General features: G+C 30.2%; 20 protein-coding genes. 2 read left to right on the top strand and 18 right to left on the bottom strand.

Annotated features, from left to right (window positions below; all coding sequences use genetic code 11):
• From Q0J35_RS05400 to Q0J35_RS05475, 16 genes are all read right to left on the bottom strand, one after another.
• On the bottom strand, positions 1-603 hold the full coding sequence (locus Q0J35_RS05400; RefSeq protein WP_297193868.1) for an NAD-dependent epimerase/dehydratase family protein: 603 nt from the start codon (positions 601-603) through the stop codon (positions 1-3).
• Complete coding sequence (locus Q0J35_RS05405; protein WP_297193870.1) at positions 563-1,030, bottom strand: NAD-dependent epimerase/dehydratase family protein; 468 nt, start codon at positions 1,028-1,030, stop codon at positions 563-565. The genes Q0J35_RS05400 and Q0J35_RS05405 overlap by 41 nt, the downstream gene beginning before the upstream one ends.
• Positions 1,017-1,922 carry a transketolase gene (locus Q0J35_RS05410; protein ID WP_297193872.1) on the bottom strand — a complete coding sequence of 302 codons (906 nt, stop codon included), beginning with the start codon at positions 1,920-1,922 and terminating at the stop codon, positions 1,017-1,019. Before Q0J35_RS05410 ends, Q0J35_RS05405 begins: the two co-directional genes overlap by 14 nt.
• The gene (locus Q0J35_RS05415; RefSeq protein WP_297193874.1) at positions 1,906-2,724 is read right to left on the bottom strand and encodes a 1-deoxy-D-xylulose-5-phosphate synthase N-terminal domain-containing protein; all 819 of its coding nucleotides are present in this window, start codon (positions 2,722-2,724) and stop codon (positions 1,906-1,908) included. The genes Q0J35_RS05410 and Q0J35_RS05415 overlap by 17 nt, the downstream gene beginning before the upstream one ends.
• Positions 2,725-2,765: 41 nt before the next feature.
• A complete protein-coding gene (locus Q0J35_RS05420) occupies positions 2,766-3,836 on the bottom strand; it encodes an NAD-dependent epimerase/dehydratase family protein (protein WP_297193875.1) in 1,071 nt (356 codons plus the stop codon).
• Positions 3,829-4,944 carry an NAD-dependent epimerase/dehydratase family protein gene (locus Q0J35_RS05425; RefSeq protein WP_297193877.1) on the bottom strand — a complete coding sequence of 372 codons (1,116 nt, stop codon included), beginning with the start codon at positions 4,942-4,944 and terminating at the stop codon, positions 3,829-3,831. The genes Q0J35_RS05420 and Q0J35_RS05425 overlap by 8 nt, the downstream gene beginning before the upstream one ends.
• 2 nt (positions 4,945-4,946) lie before the next feature.
• On the bottom strand, positions 4,947-5,504 hold the full coding sequence (locus tag Q0J35_RS05430; RefSeq protein WP_297193879.1) for a dTDP-4-dehydrorhamnose 3,5-epimerase family protein: 558 nt from the start codon (positions 5,502-5,504) through the stop codon (positions 4,947-4,949).
• Positions 5,501-6,646: a GDP-L-fucose synthase gene (locus tag Q0J35_RS05435; protein ID WP_363315705.1), complete on the bottom strand. Its 1,146-nt coding sequence runs from the start codon at positions 6,644-6,646 to the stop codon at positions 5,501-5,503. Before Q0J35_RS05435 ends, Q0J35_RS05430 begins: the two co-directional genes overlap by 4 nt.
• A 9-nt stretch (positions 6,647-6,655) precedes the next feature.
• Positions 6,656-7,312, bottom strand: coding sequence for an FkbM family methyltransferase (locus Q0J35_RS05440; protein ID WP_297193881.1), 657 nt, complete (start codon positions 7,310-7,312; stop codon positions 6,656-6,658).
• The gene (locus Q0J35_RS05445) at positions 7,212-7,556 is read right to left on the bottom strand and encodes a hypothetical protein (RefSeq protein WP_297193883.1); all 345 of its coding nucleotides are present in this window, start codon (positions 7,554-7,556) and stop codon (positions 7,212-7,214) included. The genes Q0J35_RS05440 and Q0J35_RS05445 overlap by 101 nt, the downstream gene beginning before the upstream one ends.
• On the bottom strand, positions 7,544-8,086 hold the full coding sequence (rfbC, locus tag Q0J35_RS05450) for a dTDP-4-dehydrorhamnose 3,5-epimerase (protein ID WP_297193886.1): 543 nt from the start codon (positions 8,084-8,086) through the stop codon (positions 7,544-7,546). Before rfbC ends, Q0J35_RS05445 begins: the two co-directional genes overlap by 13 nt.
• A gap of 58 nt (positions 8,087-8,144) precedes the next feature.
• Complete coding sequence (locus tag Q0J35_RS05455; protein WP_297193888.1) at positions 8,145-9,317, bottom strand: DegT/DnrJ/EryC1/StrS family aminotransferase; 1,173 nt, start codon at positions 9,315-9,317, stop codon at positions 8,145-8,147.
• Positions 9,318-9,369: 52 nt separating this feature from the next.
• A complete protein-coding gene (locus Q0J35_RS05460) occupies positions 9,370-10,056 on the bottom strand; it encodes a nucleotidyltransferase family protein (protein WP_297193913.1) in 687 nt (228 codons plus the stop codon).
• Positions 10,040-10,639 carry a D-sedoheptulose 7-phosphate isomerase gene (locus Q0J35_RS05465; RefSeq protein WP_297193915.1) on the bottom strand — a complete coding sequence of 200 codons (600 nt, stop codon included), beginning with the start codon at positions 10,637-10,639 and terminating at the stop codon, positions 10,040-10,042. The genes Q0J35_RS05460 and Q0J35_RS05465 overlap by 17 nt, the downstream gene beginning before the upstream one ends.
• A gap of 112 nt (positions 10,640-10,751) precedes the next feature.
• Positions 10,752-11,771 (bottom strand): dehydrogenase, encoded by a 1,020-nt coding sequence (locus Q0J35_RS05470; RefSeq protein ID WP_297193889.1) that lies wholly within the window; start codon positions 11,769-11,771, stop codon positions 10,752-10,754.
• A 72-nt stretch (positions 11,772-11,843) separates the two neighbouring features.
• A complete protein-coding gene (locus tag Q0J35_RS05475) occupies positions 11,844-12,452 on the bottom strand; it encodes a recombinase family protein (RefSeq protein WP_297193891.1) in 609 nt (202 codons plus the stop codon).
• A 112-nt stretch (positions 12,453-12,564) separates the two neighbouring features.
• Here Q0J35_RS05475 and Q0J35_RS05480 point away from each other — a divergent pair, with 112 nt between their 5' ends.
• Entirely contained in the window at positions 12,565-13,944 is a 1,380-nt protein-coding gene (locus Q0J35_RS05480; RefSeq protein ID WP_297193893.1) for a mannose-1-phosphate guanylyltransferase/mannose-6-phosphate isomerase, read from the top strand.
• Between the two features lie 2 nt (positions 13,945-13,946).
• Entirely contained in the window at positions 13,947-15,089 is a 1,143-nt protein-coding gene (gmd, locus tag Q0J35_RS05485; protein ID WP_297193895.1) for a GDP-mannose 4,6-dehydratase, read from the top strand.
• A 16-nt stretch (positions 15,090-15,105) separates the two neighbouring features.
• Here gmd and Q0J35_RS05490 read toward each other — a convergent pair whose 3' ends face one another.
• Entirely contained in the window at positions 15,106-15,690 is a 585-nt protein-coding gene (locus tag Q0J35_RS05490) for an FkbM family methyltransferase (protein ID WP_297193897.1), read from the bottom strand.
• A 224-nt stretch (positions 15,691-15,914) separates the two neighbouring features.
• Positions 15,915-16,095, bottom strand: a 181-nt coding sequence (locus Q0J35_RS05495) for a hypothetical protein (RefSeq protein ID WP_297193899.1), incomplete at its 5' end; no start/stop codon positions are given.

Here is a 16,095-nt window from a genome sequence, read left to right on the forward strand (position 1 = left end):
TTATATCATAGCTTTTAAATACTCAAGCCATTTTATGTTAAGCTTAATCCCATCTTTAAGGCTTACTTTTTTAAAATTTCCAAATTCATCAAAATATTTTTTTGAGCTTATACTCGTGCTTGTTTGAGTTCCGCTTATGTTTTTATCATTTTGAGGTAAAATAATTTTTGATTTTGTTATTTTAGCAATGTTCTTAGCTAATTCTAATATGCTTATATCATCATTTGAACTTATATTATAAAGATTATCTTTTGAATTCAAGGCTATATTTAAAAACATAAAAACACAGTCTGTTATATATAAAAATCTTCTGCTTGCTAAACCACCGTCTATTAAAGTAATTTCTTTTTCAAATAAAGCCTTTCTTATAAATTCATTTATAACCCTCCTATCATCAAATTTTACTCCAGCTCCGTAAGAAATAGCAAGTCTTGTTATTTTAAAATTGCAATCCGAGTTAAAAAGTATGCTCTCTGCCATTCTTTTACTTTGTGCATAAACGCTAGACTTGCTTTGTAAGTTTATAAAACCATACTGCATATCATCTTCACTTAATTCATTTTTACAAATGCCCCCCCCCCATTTGCCAAATAGGCTCTCCATAAGTAGCAGATGAACTTAAGAATATTAATTTAGCGTTATTTTTCATACATTTCTCAATCAAATTAATAAGGACAGTGGTATTTAATAAAACAGTACCTTTTATGTGCTCTAAAACTTTAAATGGTTGAGCATAAGTTGCACAATGAAAGCAAAAATCAAAATTGAAATTTAAGTTAAAATTTGTTAAGTCTCCATTTAGATATTTTACATTTTTATATTTATTAAAAAAAACTGGCTTTGAAAAAGAATGAGCTATCAATTTTAATTTTAATGCGTATTTTTCATTCAAAAATACAAGATATGCTAACAAATTACTCCCTACAAGTCCATTTGCACCACTTATAAATAAAATTTTATTTTCCAACTCTTTTAGATTTTTTAGTTTGTATTTTTTAAAAAATTCTATATGAAAATCATACAAGGTCATCTAGCACCTCTTTTATATTTTCTATGGAAAGTTTATTTAAGGAATGAAGAAATTCTCTATCTCCTATCTCAAAGTTATATTTCTTTTGAAATTTAAGATTTATTAATTTTTTGTCGTGTTTAAACAAAGAGTTTATCTCTGCATCAAGCCCTCCAAAACTTTCTTCAAGGCTTATCACATACTTGCATTTATCTAGACATTTTTTTAATTCATTTTTATCATATGAATTTATTAGAAATAAGTCTATTAATGTAAAATTATAATCTTTTAATAATGTGTATGCTTTTTGACTCATATATCCAGTAGCAATAATTGCAATCTTATCATCGCCTTTATTTAAAATTCTAAACCCTTTATTTATGTTTATATCTTTATTGGACAGATTGTTTAAGGCTTTTGCATCAAATCTTAAATATTTTATTCCATTATTTTTTAATGCCCTTTCTAAATAAAGTTCCGCTATAATAGGATCGCTTGGAGAAAATATTTCTATATTTGGTAGTGTGTTTATAATGTTTAAGTCTTCTAAACAGTGGTGAGTAGGACCAGACATAGAGTAAGATATACCAGCACCTATGCTTATAATATTTACATTCATTTTTCTAAGTTGTGAAAGTGCTGCTAAATTTATGCGAATTTGCTCAAAACATCTCATTGATATAAAAGGCGATATACCATATACAAAAACTTTAAATCCTTCAAGAGCAAAACCAGCAGCTAGATTTATAGCGTTTTGTTCTGCTATGCCAGTATTTATTATTTGATTTTTGCACTCTATTCGAATCTTATCAAGCACAGGTGCTCCAAAATCAACGCTTAATAATATAATTTTTTCATCTTTTTTCATTTCTGATGAAAGACTATGCAAGAATTCATCACGCATTGTTTTCATTTTCTAATCCTTTTATAAGTTCATTTACTTCATTTATATCAGCACTTAAAATATGGCTTAATGCTTTGTTTTCTAAGCTTTTTACTCCGTGTCCTTTTATGCTGTGTGCTATTATTATTTTTGTTTTTTTATCTTTTTTAAAAATAGCATCTTTTAAAGTAATTTCACACTCTTTAACATCGTGTGCGTTTTTTATTTCAAATACTTCAAAATCAAAAGTCTTAAATTTATCTTTTAAGTTTTTTAAATCAAGTATATTTTGTGTAAAATCAAGCATTTGAGCCTTATTGCAGTCTATTATTATGTTTAAATTATCTAGTTTGTGATGAGACATAAACATAAATGCTTCCCAGCAAGAGCCTTCGTTTAGCTCACCGTCTCCAAGTAGAGCAACTACATTTTCTTTTTTGTTTTTGTATTTTAAAGCAAGTGCGACCCCGCTAGCAACCCCAGCCGCATGTCCTAAAGAGCCATTTATACTCTCATATCCAGGTATCATTGGATCTGGAATTGAGCCTAAAAACGACCCCATTTTACCAACATTTTCAAGTTCTTTTTTGTCAAAAAATCCAAGAAAAGCAAGTATAGGATAAAAACAAATCGAACCGTGTCCTTTAGATATAAAAAATCTATCTCTGCTATCATAAAGAGGATTTTGAGGATAAAAGTTTAATATTTTTCCGTGATAAAGTGCTACTAAAAGTTCCAGGCAAGAAAGAGATGAGGCTAGACGAATGTCAGGATTGTTTCTTGCTATTTTTAAAAGTTCTAGCTTTGTTTCTTTTACTAATTTTTCCAACATAAAGCCTCCTTAAGCAGCAAGGAGGCTTACGATTTTATACCTTAATGCCCCCCCCCGTTTGTATTTTTGTATTTTTCTATCATCATTTTTAATCCTTCTTCTAGTGGAATTTTATTTTTAAAACCAAGCTTGTTAAATTTTTCTTTACTCATAGCCTTTCTAAGTGTTCCATCATCTTTACTTAATTCTTTTTCAAAGATTATTTCACCTTTATATTCTATAATTTTAGCTATTTTGAATGCTAACTCTTTAATGCTTACTGGATCTTCATTTGTGAAATTTACAAAAGAGCTTATTAAATTTTTGTTTTCATCATATTCACATAAATCTTTAAAATTTACATTGCAAGCTATATGTATGCAAAAATTTGCTAAATCCCTCGCATTTGCAAATTCTCTGGCAGCAGCACCAGTGCCTATCATCTTTATATGTGTATCAAAAATGCCATATTTTTTACAAATATTTATAGCTTCATCTTTGCTGCTTACATTTAAATTGTTACAAAGTTCTTTAAAATTATTTTCATTAAGGCATTTTGCAAGATAAATTTTACGGAAAATTCCAGATTGAACGTGAGAATCTTCTATATCAAAATTATCATTTTCGCCGTAAATACTAGTTGGAGCTATGCATAAAAAATTTGTGCCATATTCTAAATTTAAATATTCGCAAAGCTTAATTCCAGCTACCTTGCCTATAGCATAACTTTCATTATTTGCTTGAAAAGCTCCTTCTAGCATATACCTTTCTTTTAAGGGCAAAGGTGCATCTTTTGGATATACACAAGCTGAGGCGAGGTATATTAGCTTTTTTACTTTATTTTTTACTGATGAATTAATCACATTATTTTGCATCATAATGTTGTTGTATAGAAATTCAGCCGGATATTTTCTTTGTTTTATAAATCCTCCAACAAAAGCAGCCGCATAAAATACATATTCTGGTTTTTCTTGTTCAAAAAAATTCTCAACTGCCTTTTGATTGATTAAATCAAGCTCTTGATGAGTTTTGTATATGATATTTGTATAGCCTTGTTTTTGTAATTCCTCTAGTATAGAGCTACCAATTAAACCTCTGTGTCCTGCAATGTAAATTTTAGAATCTTTACGCATAGCAAATCCTTTTTGAAGAATTTGCTATGAAGGTTTTGTTGTTTATTAAGCTATACCTTAAAGCCCCCCCCCCGTTTTGATTTTTATACCATTCATACATCATTTTAATCCCTTGTTCTAAATTTATTTTGTGTTCCCAGCCTAAAGAGTGGATTTTTGAACAATCCATAAGCCTATCCATAGTAGAATCTGGTCTTTGAGTGTTAAAAAATATTTTACCTTTAAAACCAACTATTTCTTTTGTCATTTGTGCCACTTCTGCTATACTGTAAGCTACGCCAGAACCGACATTTATATGAGTATTTTGAGGATTATTGCTTTTTGCTAAATCTTTAAATTCTATGTTATTCATCACAAAGATACTTACATCAGCTAAGTCATCACTATGTATAAATTCTCTTTTTACTTTACCTGTCCCCCAAATTTCTACGCTATCTTTAGATATGCCAAAATCTTTAAGTAATTTTAAGGCTTCTTGTTCTTTTAGGTTTAAATCTCTTAAAACACCTTCAAAATTACCTTCTTCAAGCATTTTAGCTAAATGAAATTTTCTTAATAAAGCTGGTAAAACTCTACTTTTTCCAAAGTCAAAATTCGCTCTAGTTCCGTATAGATTGTTTATAGCTAGACAGAAAAATTGTGTTTTATACTGTAAGTTATACGCTTCACACATTGCAGCTTGTGCAATTTTGGCTATACCCATAGTGTATGCACCATATTCTAAATTTCCTTCTAGCATATAGTTTTCTTTCAAAGGATTTTTAGCTAAGTAAGGATACATATAGCCAGAACCATAACAAATAAGCTTTTTTACACCGTTTAAGTAGCTTTGGTGAATTATATTATTTTGAATCATCAAATTTTCATAGATAAAATCCGCTCTTTGTGCAACATTAGCAGCTCCGCAAGGTAAAACCGCACACAAAAATACATATTCTGGTTTTTCCTCTTTAAATAGATTTTGCACCGCTTCTTGATTGATTAAATCGAGTTCTGTTCTTGTTTTTAAAATAAGATTATGAAATCCTCTTTTTTTGAGATTTTCTACCAGAGCAGTCCCGGCAGTCCCTCTGTGTCCTGCAATGTAAATTTTAGAATCTTTATTCATAATTAATGTCCTTTTGTGTGGTCTTCTTTTGTTGCAGCTAAGTCTCTTTCTGAAATAATTGGATCTTTTATGCCCCAATCAATGCCTATTCTATCATCGTTATACGCAAAAGTAAATTGTTCATTTATATCCGCATATTCTCCATCATATGCGTATTTATAATGATATACTGCCTTGTGCGATTTTACTAAATGAGCGTTTCCCATTCTAGGCGTGAGTAAAAGTAGAATTTGGTTATCTTCATTTATTAAGAATTTTTCATATTTAAGATAGCTAGGGCTTTCTTTCCTGCAATCAACCACTACTTGAAGTATTTCTCCATATACACAGGTTACAAGTTTATAGCTTTTATCGTCCCCGTGTATTCCTCTTAAAACATTTTGCACAGAAGTGCTAAATTTATCGTGTTTGAAAAATAAAGTAGGTGGCAACAGTTTTTCTATGTAGTCTTTATGAAAAGAAGTCCAAATATTTCCTCTTGAATCTTTTCCCATATCAGGCTTTATTATCCATAGATCTTTTATTATCTTGCTTTCTTGTATATCAAAGGAAAAACTCATGCTACTCTCCTTTGATAATTTTTGCTAAAACAATCTAAAAATAAACAGTTACAAAGACTTAAAGCCCCCCCCCCGTTTCGATTTTTATACCATTCATACATCATAAAAAGTCCTTTATCAAGTGAAATTTCTGTTTTAAATCCAAAAGATCTCAATTTTGTGCTATCAGTAAGTCGCCTTAAAACGCCGTCTGGCTTATCAGCGTTAAAATAAATATTTCCCTTAAAACCAACGATATCTTTTATCATCAAAGCTAAATCTTTTATGCTAGTGCTTGTATTTGTGGATATATTTAAATGAGTATTTTGAATTTCTTTTTTATTTTTTGTTAAATCTTTAAAATTTATATTTTGCATAGCAAAAATCATTGCTCTAGCCAAATCTTCACTATGCAAAAATTCTCTACTAGCTTTGCCACTTCCCCAAATTTCAACTTCATCTTTTGTTATACCAAAAGATGATAAGTAGCTTTTTATGTCTTTTTCAAGTAGGTTAATTTTATCATTTATAAATATATCTTTTAAAATAAGCTCATTTTCCCCTAGACTCAAAAGCTTTGCAAGATGAAATTTTCGTATAAGTGCAGGTATAACGTGGGCTTTTTTTAAATCAAATTTATCATTATTTCCATATAAATTTATAGGCACCAAAGATATAAAATTTGTATTATACTGGATATTATAAGATTCACAAAGCAAAAGCCCAGCTAGTTTTGCTAATGCGTATGGTTTGTTTGTGAATTCTAAATCGCCGCTAAAAAGCATATCTTCCGTGGTAGGGTAGGGCGAGTTTTTTGGATAAACTGTAGTTGATGATAAAAATAATAATTTTTTAGTACCAAATTTGTAAGCACAGTTTATAATATTTGCTTCTATCATCAAATTTTCATACAAAAAGTCAGCCCTTTGGCTCAAATTTGCCATTATCCCACCAGCTTTTGCAGCACATAAAAATATAAATTCTGGTTTTTCTTTTTCAAAAAAACTTTCAACATCTTTTTGTCTGCTTAAATCAATGTCCTTATGAGTTTTTGTGATGATATTATCAAAACCTTGTTTTTTAAGCTCACTTAGTAAAGCAGAACCTACAAGCCCTCTGTGTCCCGCTAAAAAAATTTTAGAATCTTTTTTCATCTTATTCATTGGATTATTTTAGCATTTTTTTCTTAAAAATTTTATAGGTATTTCTGGGTTTGCTAAAAAAGTAGGATAATCTAAGCTAGAATCTATCTCCTCTACAAAGTCAAGATTTTTTAAGTCTTTTTTTCTGACATAAGAAAGTTCTGCTGTTGTGCTATGAAAAAGCCCATTTGAGTAGAATATTTTACCGTGATTATTAAAATGTAGATGTATGGGTATAAAATATTCGTTTAGTTTTTCTAAAATTTTAATCCTTTTTGAAAAGCCCTCGTTTTCTTCCGGATTTAGTCCGTGAAATTCAAATATAATTTGGGAAAAATGTTCATCAAGCATAGCTATATCCGTATTTTCTAGCATTTCCCATTCGAAATTTTCTATATCACATTGTAAAATATCGTTTTTATTTAATTTGTTTTCTTTTATAACCGTATTTAAGCTTATGAATTCGCCTTCATCTTTAGCACCTATAAATTTTTTGTGCCAAATAATATTTTTGTGCTTGTAAGGTGCTTTTTCAATACTTGCATCGTATTGTATCACTTTAAAACCAAGCTCTGCCATTTCTAAATCAAAAGGAGAATAATCGCTTACGCCAAGAGAAATGACAATGCCCCCCCCCCGTTTTTGAATTTTTAGGCTCTTGCAAAACGTAACCACCGTCGTTTTCACCGCCTATTCTTACAAGTTTTTTATCGCTTTTAACTGGTCTAAAAAGCTCTAAATATTTGCAAATTCTTTTATAAACTTGAGGATTGTGATTTAATCTTATGAAATTTCTATCTCTATCTTGCAAAAGTAGTAATAAAATTTCCTTGTGTTTTTTATCTTTTACTGTTTGTTTTATTATGTTGCTTGTTAGTATTTGATAATTTAATTGATTGTTAGACTTTAAAAGATTTTTTAATTCTTGCATATAATCTCCTTGTCTCTATCTGATAAAATAGGTTCTTTTACAAGCCAATCTATCCCTAAGCTTTTATCATTGTAAGCGACTGTAAATTGTTCGTTTGCATCTACATAATCGCCCTCATAAGCACATTTGTAGTAATAAATAGCCTCATCACTAAGAACTGCGTGAGAATTGCCAAAACCAGCAGGCACAAGCACGCAAAAACGATTTTCATCACTCATTATAAAGCTTTGATGTTTTTTGTATGTTTTACTGTCCTTGTTTAAATCCACAACAACTTGTTGAATTTTACCCTTTAAACAAGTGCAAAGTTTAAATGTTTTTGTATCTCCATGTATGCCTCTGATGACGTTTTTTTTGGAATGTATAACTTTATCGTGTTTGAATTTTAAATCATTTGGGAGCAAGCAGTCTATCTCATCGCTTAAGAATACAGAATAAATTTCTCCTCTTAAATCACTAAATTTATTGATGTGTATGATATAAACACCATCTAAAACGTTTGATTTTTCTACTCTAAAGTCTATGCTCATTATGCAACCTTTAGAGTAGAATTTAGGTTTAGGCTTTGTAAATTTAAATTGCTATATCTTAAAGCCCCCCCCCGTTCAATACTTTGTCAAGCAAATTTAATTCTTTGCTTATATCTATTTGGTGATTTCCTACAAAAAATCCATTTTCTTGTAGATAATTTGCGTTTTTAAGCTCTTTATGAATTTCGTAATCAAAATATTTTATTACTTCATTTTGAGTAAAATCTCCCGCATTTATAGGACGGTATTCTATTTTATTTTCTTTTAATTTTTTCAGAACATCACTTCTTTTAAGTTTAGACTCTGGTCGAATAATTAAAGAAAAACCAAACCATGTGCTAGTGCCAATTTCTTTTTGTATTATAAAATCTTTATGATCTTTGAAGTATTCGCAAAATAGTTTTGCATTTTCTTTTCTATGTTTTAGAAAATCAGGGAGTTTTTTTAACTGTTCTATTCCTATGGCACCGCTCATTTCAACAGGACGGACATTATAGCCCGGTAAAACAAATCTAAAGGCTTCGCTAAACCAATCATCGCTTTTTGGTGTTACTAAATTATCTTTTGGTAAATTTCTAGTCCAGCCGTGAGCTCTCAAACAAAGTAAGATATGGTAAAGCTCCTCATCATCTGTAACGACAAAGCCACCTTCCATAGTCGCCATATGGTGCGAGTAAAAAGTCGAAAATGTTCCCATTATCCCAAAAGTGCCTGCTTGTTTTCCTTTATACTCTGCACCCATTGATTCACAATTATCTTCGATTAAAATTATATCTTTGTCTTTTATCATATCTTTTATGGCGTCAAAATCATTTGGATTTCCAAGCAAATTTACGCACATTATCATCTTAGTTTTGTCGCTAATAGCATCTTGTAAGGCTTCTAAATCATAGTTAAGACTGTATAAATCTACATCAACAAATTTCAGCTTAAGCCCATATTGATAAAGCGGATAATAAGTTGTGCTCCACGAAACTGCTGGAACTATGACTTCATCACCTCTTTTAAGCTTTGGCTTTTTAGTGTAAAAAAGTGCAGCTGTGGCGATAAGATTTGCTGCCGAGCCAGAACTTACCATTACTGCGTATTTTGATTTTACAAATTTAGCAAAGTCTTTTTCAAACTGTGCCACCTTTTCTCCCATAGTGAACATATCACTATCTATGACATCTTGTATAGCCTTTAATTCCGCTTTATCCCAAGTGGATGAGGCTAGGGGATAGTTATACATTATATATTCCTTTGTAAAAAAATAGGCTTTATTATATCATTTTTTATTATATTTATAGTTGTGTTACATATTCTTTAAAATTATTATAGTCTTTTGGTATCCCAATATCTATAAAATAATCATCAAATGGTTTTGCTTTAGCATTTAGAAGTTTAAAATTTGCTTGCAAAAAATCTTCAAAAGAAAAATTATCTTCTAATTTAAAGTCTTTGAATATATCCTTTGATACTAGATAAATTCCACCGTTTATAAAACCTTCTTTATGAAACTTTTTTTCTTCAAATGAAGTGATTAGAAAATTATCATTAAAATTTATACAGCCATATCTATCAAAATCCAGCATTTTTTTTAGAGCTATACAAATTTTACTATTATCTAGAGTCATATTTTTTAAATTTATATCAAAAAAAGTGTCTCCATTTAATACAAAACAATCAGAATTCATTAAAGATAGAGCTTGTTTTATGGCACCACCTGTGCCGAGAGGATTTTTTTCTATGCTGTATTTTATATCCATATTTAAAAAGCTATCTTTAAAATACTCTTGTATAACTTCATACTTGTAAGAAACGGCTAAAACAACCTCTTTTATATCTTGTTTTTGTAGGTATTCTAATACAAATGATAAAAAAGGCTTATTTCCGATAGGTGCCATAGGCTTAGGCACGTCTTTTACGACAGCTCTTAGTCTAGTGCCAAGACCTCCACATAAAACTATGGCTTTATTGCTTGAATCCATTGCCAAACAATTCTTCTTCGACTATAGCACAGATTATATGACCTATGAGTATATGAGATTCTTGAATTCTTGGAGTTTTATTTGACGGCACTTTAATGCAATAATCACATAAATCTCTCATCTTTCCACCGCTTTCTCCTGTTAATCCTACAGAGATGACACCTTTTGATTTACACATTTTCAAAGCTTCTATTATATTTGCACTGTTTCCGCTTGTTGAAATTCCTATAAAGATATCTCCTTTTTTTGCTTGAGCTTCTATCTGTCTTGCAAAAAGTCTTTCATAACCGTAATCATTTCCTATGGCGGTTAATATAGAAGAGTCCGTTGTGATAGCTATAGATGGAAGTCCTTCTCTATCAAAATAAAATCTAGATACAAATTCAGCTGCTATGTGTTGTGCGTCAGCTGCAGATCCACCATTTCCAGCTAGAATAGTTTTGTTTCCATTTTTATACGCTTTTATGCACTCCAAAGCTACTTCTCTTATAAGAGATAGTAAATTTTCATCTTGTAAAATTTTTTCTTTTGTGTTTATGCTGTCTTTAAAATGTTCTTTTATATAAGATATCATCTTTCTTATCTCCTTATTATTTATCATAAGTATATCATTAAATTTATTTAGTTTTTATAATGTTTAATATTTTTTATTTTTAAATAAATCAATTTTAAGGTGCATTAATTCGCTTGAAATCTCATAATTTCCACGACTTTGCTCCTTCTTTTGTAAAATAAAAATCTTGCACATAACCTTGTTCTTTATTTAAGAGTTCAATCAATCGATATTTTTTGGTAGGATCTACTAAGAAAAACATAAATCCACCAGCCCCAGCTCCACTAGTCTTTCCGCTATAAGCACCATTTTGCATAGCAAGTTCATAAATTCTTTCTAGTTCATCATTGCTAACAATCTCTGAAATGATTTTTTTAGACTTCCACGAACTTCCAAGAATTTTTGCTAATGTATCAAAATCGGCTTTAAAAAGTGCTTCTTTCATTGATATTGCATCTTGTTTTATTGCATGCATAGCTTCTAGCGATTTTTCATCTCCTAATTTTCCTTTTTTGTGTTCTTCTATATCTTTAGCTTCTCTGGTTATATTAGTAAAATAAAGCACAGTTCTTGCTTCCAGTTCGCTTACTATCCAGTTTTTTATCCTCAATGGATTTACTATAACTCGCTTTTTATCATAAAATTCCATAAAGTTAAATCCGCCAAATGTTGCAGCATATTGATCCTGTGCCCCACCTACGATCCCCATATCTTCACGTTCGATTTCAAAAGCTAGTTTTGCAATGTCATATTCTCCAAGAGGCAAATTTAACCACTCAACAAATGCGTGTATCATACCAACCACAAGTGTTGAACTACCGCCTAATCCACTACCACTAGGCACATCAGAATAAGTATGAAGAGAAAAGCTTAAAGGTTTATGCGTAAAATCTTTAACAATACGGTTATAAACGGCTTTAAAAATATCTAATTTTCCATCATTTTTTAGATATGTATTACTTTCATATTCTGCATAAGAATTAGTATCGGGCGAGTCAAAAATAATTTTATTATCATCTCTTTCTATTAAAGTGCAATGAATATAAAGCGATATTGTAGCATTTAGCACATATCCTATATATTTATCACAATACAAATTTATATCTGTTCCACCGCCTGCAAGACCAAGTCTTAATGGGGTTTGTGAGCGTATTGTTTTCATAATATCTATCCTTGTTATTTTAAAAAAACGGACGATTAATTATAATCAAAAAAGCTTAAATTATCACAAAAATTATACCAAATTTCTATTTTTACAAAAATAATAAAATCCAGCATAGCTTTTTGTTTGATTATATCCAAGTAAAATCCAAACCTGTTTTATGGATTTGCCATTTTTTAGGAGTTTTGCAATTTGTTTTTTATCTTTGTCGTATTTACTACTGAAAGATTTTTTAGGTCTTCCAATAATCTTACCTTTTGCTCTAGCATTATTTAATCCTGCTTTTGTTCTTTGGGATATAAAATCCCTCTCGGCTTCTGCCAAATAAGCGTATATAGATAAGATTAGTTTAAATGTGGGATTGTTAAAATTATTCAACTCATTTTGTCTTAAGAAACAGAGTTTAACTCCTTTTTGAGTGAGCCTTAATACCAAATTAATCACTTCTAGCATATTACGCCCGAGTCTAGATATTTCTGTCGTAAGTAGTAAATCATCAGCTTTCAGTTTAGCCTCTAATTCCTTAATCTTTCTTTTTTCTTGAGATTTTGTAGAGCTAATTTCAAGGCTAATAAACTCATCAATATAAATTTTGTGTATTTTGCAATACTCTAAAATTTGCAATTTCTGCGTTTGTAAGTCCTGCTTGTTTGAACTAACTCTAATATATGCAACTGTCAAATAAAATCCTTAAAAATGTAATTTATTAAGATTCTACATTTTTAAAATTACCGCTTCATTTATGGTTTTAATTAATCGTCCGTTTTTTGTGATTTGAATTTAAGGGAAAGTTATGACGAATATTATTCTTTGTGGCGGTAGTGGAACAAGACTTTGGCCTCTTAGTAGAACTCTTATGCCAAAGCAATTTTTGCGAATTTTTGATAATAAATCATTATTTGAATTAACTTATGAGAGGAATGCAAAGCTTTGCGATAAAACCTTAATAATCTCAAATCAAGAGCAATATTTTTTAATTTTAGATCAAATAAATACTCACAAAGCAGAATACATTCTAGAATCTATACCAAAAAATACGGCAGCTGCTATCACTATATCAGCATTTTCGCTTCCAAAAGATGAGATCGTTTTGGTTAGCCCAAGCGATCATCTCATTAAAAATGAAAAAGCTTATGAAAGTGCGGTGTTTCAAGCATTGGAATTTGCTAAAAACGATTTTATAGTTACTTTTGGAATTAAGCCTAGCTATACTGAAACAGGATATGGGTATATTCATTGTGAAGGTAATGAAGTTTTGGGATTTTATGAAAAACCAAATAAAGAAAAGGCAGAATACTTTATCAAAGAAGGGACATATTTGTGGAATTCTGGAATGTTTATATTTAAAACATCTTTTTTCTTAACGCAAATGAAAGAATTTGCTAGTGAAATCTATGATAAATGCTTAAAGGCTTATCAAAATGCTATTAAAATTGATTCATTGATTAAAATTAGAAACGAAGATATGCAAGATATGCCATCTATTAGCATAGATAATGCATTAATGGAAAAAACAAAAAAAATAAAAATCATTAAAACAGATATGGGTTGGAGTGATGTAGGTAGCTTTTCAACGCTATCAAAAGAGCTTCAAAATGAAAATGATAATTTTATCAATTCACGGCATAAATTTATTGATTGTAAAAATAATTTTTTCTATTGTCAAAATAATAAAAAATTTATTGCCGCAATAGATGTGGAAAATATGGTTGTTGTAGATACTGATGACGCACTGTTAATTTCTAAAAAAGATTCTACACAAAAAGTAAAAGACATTGTGCTAAGCATAAAAGATGATAAAAATTTAAGCATAAATCATCTTACAAGCCACCGTCCTTGGGGAACTTATACAATCCTAGAAAGCGATAAAGGCTATAAAATCAAACGTATAGAAGTAAAACCAAATAAAAGATTGTCATTACAAAAACATTTTCATAGAAATGAACATTGGATAGTTCTAAGTGGGACTGCTACTATAGAGATTGAAGGAGAAAAAAGTTTAGTTAGACCTAACGAATCTATTTATATTAAAATGGGACAAAAGCACAGATTAAGCAATAATGGAAAAATTCCTGTGGTGCTTATTGAGGTTCAAGTTGGTGAATATACAGAGGAAGATGATATTGTGAGGTTTGATGATGATTTTGGAAGAGACGATAAAACAAAAGGATAAAAATGGCTAAAAAAGCTTTAATTACAGGGGTTACTGGGCAAGATGGTGCTTATTTGAGTGAATTTTTACTATCAAAGGGCTATGAAGTGCATGGGATAAAGAGACGTAGCTCTTTATTTAATACAGATAGAATTGACCACTTATTTGACGGACATCACGACAAAAGTAAGCATAATCTTCACTTGCATTTCGGAGATATGACTGATTCTATGAATATTACTCGTTTGATTGCAGATATTCAGCCTGATGAGATATATAATCTAGCCGCACAATCTCACGTGCATGTAAGCTTTGAAACACCAGAATATACTGCAAATGCTGATGCTTTAGGCACACTTAGAATTTTAGAAGCGGTAAGATTTTTAAATATGATAGATAAAACTAGAATCTATCAAGCTTCAACTTCAGAACTTTATGGAAAAGTTCAAGAGATTCCACAGAACGAAAAAACACCGTTTCATCCACGTTCGCCTTATGCGGTAGCAAAGATGTATGCGTATTGGATTACTGTGAATTATAGAGAAGCTTATGGATTTTTTGCGTGTAATGGAATTTTATTTAACCACGAATCTCCTGTGCGTGGCGAAACTTTTGTTACTCGTAAAATTACAAGAGCAGCATCAAAAATAGCATTAAATTTACAAGATGTTATTTATCTTGGGAATTTAGACGCAAAAAGAGATTGGGGACACGCTAAAGATTATGTGAAAATGATGTGGCTTATATTGCAGCACGATAAAGCAGAAGATTGGGTTATTGCGACAGGACAAACAACAACTGTAAGGGATTTTGTCAAACTTGCTTTTGGATACTGTGGCATAGAACTTGAATTTAAAGGCAAAGGCGTAGAAGAGCAGGGCATAGTAGCAAATTTAGATAATAATAGAGCAAATAAAATCGGGCTCGATCTTTCACATCTTAAATTAGGGCAAGTTGTTGTTAAAATTGATCCTAGATATTTTAGACCGAGTGAAGTGGATATACTTTTAGGCAATCCTAGCAAAGCAGAAAAAGAATTAGGCTGGAAAAGAGAGTTTAGTCTTAATGAGCTTGTGAGGGATATGATGGATAGTGATTTAAAAGTAATGAAAAAAGATGTATATTTAAAAAATAGTGGATATAAAATTATGAGATATTATGAATAGTGCTAAGTTTGTAGGCTTAGCACCAATCCAATAAAATATTAGAAATTTTGAATTTTTCTATCAGAGATTTTATATTTTGTAGTTTTTCTTTACCGTCCTCAAACATATATTCGTGTGTCTCTACAGCTATAAATTCGATGTTTTGATAAAGTTTTCTTTCTATAAGTTTTTCTAGAATTTCAAATTCTGCTCCTTCTATGTCAAGTTTTAAAAAGTAAATTTTATCAACTTTTTTAAGTATCTCTTTTTCTATGAATTCGCAAATATCTACAACTTCTACTTTATATGTTTTAGAAGTGTTTTTATCTTGTTTTGATTTAAGTATGCGATTTCCTTGAGATAAATTTCTTTTTTCAAAGATTAAAAAATCAGTTGTTCCGTTAAATGTGGCAACCGCCTTTTGATAAAGTTTTATATTATCATTATTTTTGTATTTTCGTCTTAAAAATTTTTGCAAATGTAAATTTGGTTCAAAAGCATAAACGAAAGCCTCACAGTGAAGCATAATATCACTTATAAGACCAGCATGTGCTCCACAATCAACGCAAACTAATTTATCAACCCCCCCCCCCCCCCCCCACATCCCCCAAAAAAACCACAATTATTCTAAGCAAACGCCAAGGTTTTTAGTATATAAATTGAATTTATATAAATACAATATGAACAATGAGAAACGTCTTTCTCTACATCGTCATGCTGTCCATATTGTGAGTGCACTTAATGGATTTGAACCATTATCTCTTATTAAAACTATTAATAAGTGAACTATATGTTTTATATTATTTTACATACTTTCCAATTGTTCTAAAGTGTAATGTTTTTATTTTAATCATTATTGTTCATGTCCTTTTTTCTATATGGCAATCTATATTTTCTACACCATTTTCTGACCGAGTTATCTGAAACATTAAACATTTTTCCGATTTCAGTAAATGTATATTTATATATTAATTTTTCTAACTCTTCTTTTGGTGGAATGTTTTTTGATTTATCTTTATTATAGATC

It is taken from the genome of uncultured Campylobacter sp. (assembly GCF_944323605.1).
Classification (GTDB): domain Bacteria; phylum Campylobacterota; class Campylobacteria; order Campylobacterales; family Campylobacteraceae; genus Campylobacter_D.